Source organism: uncultured Campylobacter sp., assembly GCF_938030685.1.
Taxonomy (GTDB): domain Bacteria; phylum Campylobacterota; class Campylobacteria; order Campylobacterales; family Campylobacteraceae; genus Campylobacter_B.
Window position 1 is genome coordinate 1 of the sequence record NZ_CALHHX010000043.1, and the last position, 3,448, is coordinate 3,448.

Sequence of the window (3,448 nt, forward strand, 5' to 3'; positions counted from 1 at the left end):
TCGTTTTGTAGATCTCCTTCGCTAACGGCTGCGTCTCGCGCTCGGCGAGCTCGCTTAGCTTCGCTGTCACGTCGTCAGGCAGCACCTTGCCCGTGTAGCCAACGAATTTTGCCATGACCTCGGTCATCTTTTGCACGGCTTTTTCTTTATCCATCGCTTCTCCTTTTAAATTTCATCCTCGAAAAACGGCTCGGGATTTTTAAGCAACCAAAGCACGAACAGGTATCTAAATTTACCCACATCTTCAGCATGCCAGCTCTTTCTTAGATCATAAAACATCTTATCAAGCGCGTCGTCATTTAGCTCATCTAGCCTATTGCCTAGCTTAAAATATTTTTTAATTTCGGCGGCGGCTTCATCGGTATAATCATCATCCCATAAAATCCAACTTCCATATTCCCCGTTGTAGTCCCAGTACCAGTATAAATTAGTAGCCGCATGTATCATTTTATACTGCACGCTATCTTTTTGCCTTAAGAATTTCATCCAAAAATCATAGGTAAATTTACTGTATTCTTGCGGATCATACTTTTCCATATCCGTTGGATACTCGGGCACATATAGATATTCTAATTTTTTGCCGAAGCGCCGCCAAACGTAAATTTGCGATTTTTCAGGTAGAAGATTGTATATATAGTTATACATTATTCCAAAATCGATATTAACAACTTCATCTGCCTGCCTTATATATTCCCGAGAGGTATAGTCCTGCTTGCCTACGATTATTAACTTTTGATGCAGTTTTAAATTTTTATATACATACCACATAAAATTTCTAAGCGGCGTCTCGCCCTTTTTATTTTTAGAGTTTATGTCGCCGCCTTGCACGATAATCCATTCGATTAAATTTGCGCCCATATACACATAGGGCGAGTTTGGGTCTTTTTTCTTGATATCTTTGTCTGCATGCAGCATATGCAGTATCGTGTTGCCGTCTTTGTCGGCCGCATTTATATCGTAAATTTCAAATATCGCCTTAATTTTCTCATCATCGCCGCTTTGCAAAATTTTATTAAAATTTTTGGGTAATCTTTTACGCCTAAAAATTTTTATCTTTCTATAGATCGCATGCTCATTACCGATGAGATTTTCAGATGCGTAAGCTAAAACACAGCCTATCGCGTAGCAGATAATATCCGTCCAATCGAACGTTCCGCCAAAAATTATCCGTAGCGAAGAATTTTGTATGCCTAAAATTTCAAGTACTTTAAAATATTGTGTAGTTTCGATAACTAGCGAGAGAGCAAAAGCCGCGAGCGCTAAAATCTTAGGCGGCAGCCTAAACGCGGCTCGTCCGAATGCGTAAAGCATAGCCGCGGCTAGCACATCGCCTAGATAGTAGCGTATGAAGCCGGCTTTGACGTAAATTGCGATAAAAATTTCAAATGCTAAAATAGCAATACCCGTCATCGCCCAGTTCATTCTAGCATCTCAACAATACTCACTTCTAGATGCGTCCATAGGCGGAAGTACTGCTTTTTTCGTATCCTCTCGCAACCTTGCCCCTTACAAATTTTATCTAAAATTTAGAGATGATTTATCAGGCTCGCGTTGTACGCGGCGCCGAATCCGTTGTCGATATTTACGACGCTCACGCCGTTTGCGCAGCTGTTTAGCATCGCTAGCAGCGCCGCTAGCCCGCCAAAGCTCGCGCCGTATCCCACGCTGGTGGGCACCGCGATCACGGGCACGCTCACGAGGCCCGCCAGTACGCTAGCTAGCGCGCCCTCCATGCCCGCCACCGCGATCACGACCTTTGCGCCGCGTATCTGCTCTAAATTTGCGATCAGCCTGTGCAGCCCCGCCACGCCCGCGTCGCTAAATTTGCGCGCGTCGTTGCCTAAAAATCGCGCCGTTTCGTACGCCTCCTCCACGACCGCGCCGTCGGCGGTGCCGGCAGATACTATCGCGATGTAGCTTTGCGTGAGCGCGGGTTCTTTAAATTTGACGCTGATGACGCGGCCGCGAGCGTTAAACTCCGCCTGCGGCAAGATTTCGCGCACTAGCTTAAAAACCCGCTCGTTCGTGCGCGTGATTAGGATATTTTGCCCTCTCGCGCCGATCGCACCAGCAATGCGTAAAATTTCATCATCCGTCTTGCCCTCGCCGTAGATCACCTCGCCCGCGCCGTTTCGCAGGGCGCGCTGAGTGTCGATCTTGGCGCAACCCGCGTCGCTAAAAGGAAAATCCCGTAAAAACTCTATCGCTTCGCGCTCGCTTTTCTCGCCCGATTTTACGGCTCGGATGAAATTTAAAGCCTCATCATTCGTCATTTAAAATCTCCCCGCGAAGCCCCTTTAAATCAAGCAAAATATCATACTCGCCAAGCGCGGCGATCTCGCGTACGACGGCGCTAAAATCTCCCGCGCAAAAGCGCCTCGTCTCGCTCGCTCCCATTTGCAGCTTAAAGGCTTTGCCGTCAAATCGCGCGCGAACGTTTAAAAATCCGTGCGAGATTAGCAGATTTTCGACTCGCTCCACGAGCGAAATTTCCTCCGCGGAAAACTCCCTGTCGTGCGGCAGGCGCGTCAGAAGGCACGCGTAGCTGGGTTTGTCCGCGGTCGGCAGTCCAAGTTCGCGGCTAAGCTCTCTAATCTCTGATTTTTTGAGGCCTTTAAGCGGCGAAAGCACGCCAAGCTCGTCTTTTGCTTTAAGCCCCGGGCGGTATTCGCCAAGGTCGTCTAAGTTCGTACCGTCGGCGACATTTGTAAAGCCTAGATGTTTTGCCAGCTCGATTAACCGTGTAAAAACCGCCTTTTTACAGACGTAGCAGCGATCTTGCGGATTATTTTTTACCGCTTCGGGCGCTTCTAGCTCTAAAATTTCGTGCCTGATGCCGTAAGTACGGGTAAATTCCATCGCCTCTTTTATCTCGCGCCCCGACATATAGGGCGATTTTAGCGTGATAGCTACCGCGCGCCGGCCTAGCGTATCGGCGGCAACGCGCAACAGTAGCGAGCTATCCACGCCGCCGCTAAACGCTACGGCTAAATTTTCCAGCTTTTTTATATCATTTTTTAGAATTTCTAGTTTCGTCATATTTTTTTAAAGTCTCGTTTCTAACCTCGCGGATCGTCGTTTGAAATCTCTGCGCGGCTTTTTTGCAGTCCTCGAATTCGGGCTTGATTTTTAAAATTTCGGGGTAATCTCGGGCTAAATTTTCGTCCGTTAAATTTTGTTCGGCGTTAAAACCGCAAACTCGGCCGCGCGAAATTTTAAGCCTTATTTTGCCGTATTTAGTCTCTACCTCGCAAAACTCGCGCGCAAGCTCCGTTTTCCTCACGACGCACTCTCTAACTCCGATCGCCGTCGTATGCGCGAAAATTAGCCCCTTTATCCGCGCGGCGTCCTGCTTGCGGCACAGCGCGTTTAGCTCAAAGCCCGCGCGCCCCTTTTTCATAAAAATAGAGCGGCTAAACACGTCTAGCGCGCCGTTTTCGCGCAGAAT

Annotated in this window: 4 protein-coding genes and 1 pseudogene; all 5 read right to left on the bottom strand. The window is 47.9% G+C overall.

Annotated features, from left to right (window positions below; translation table 11 throughout):
• Nucleotides 1-154, bottom strand: a pseudogene (locus Q0369_RS11165) (L(+)-tartrate dehydratase subunit alpha); the annotation flags it as partial.
• Between the two features lie 11 nt (nt 155-165).
• The gene (locus tag Q0369_RS01890) at nt 166-1,422 is read right to left on the bottom strand and encodes a DUF2809 domain-containing protein (protein WP_298095224.1); all 1,257 of its coding nucleotides are present in this window, start codon (nt 1,420-1,422) and stop codon (nt 166-168) included.
• Between the two features lie 104 nt (nt 1,423-1,526).
• On the bottom strand, nt 1,527-2,273 hold the full coding sequence (gene larB, locus Q0369_RS01895) for a nickel pincer cofactor biosynthesis protein LarB (RefSeq protein WP_298095227.1): 747 nt from the start codon (nt 2,271-2,273) through the stop codon (nt 1,527-1,529).
• On the bottom strand, nt 2,263-3,039 hold the full coding sequence (larE, locus tag Q0369_RS01900; RefSeq protein ID WP_298095231.1) for an ATP-dependent sacrificial sulfur transferase LarE: 777 nt from the start codon (nt 3,037-3,039) through the stop codon (nt 2,263-2,265). The genes larB and larE overlap by 11 nt, the downstream gene beginning before the upstream one ends.
• A partial coding sequence (gene larC / locus Q0369_RS01905) for a nickel insertion protein (protein ID WP_298095234.1) occupies nt 3,011-3,448 on the bottom strand: 438 nt, incomplete at its 5' end. The genes larE and larC, both read right to left, overlap by 29 nt.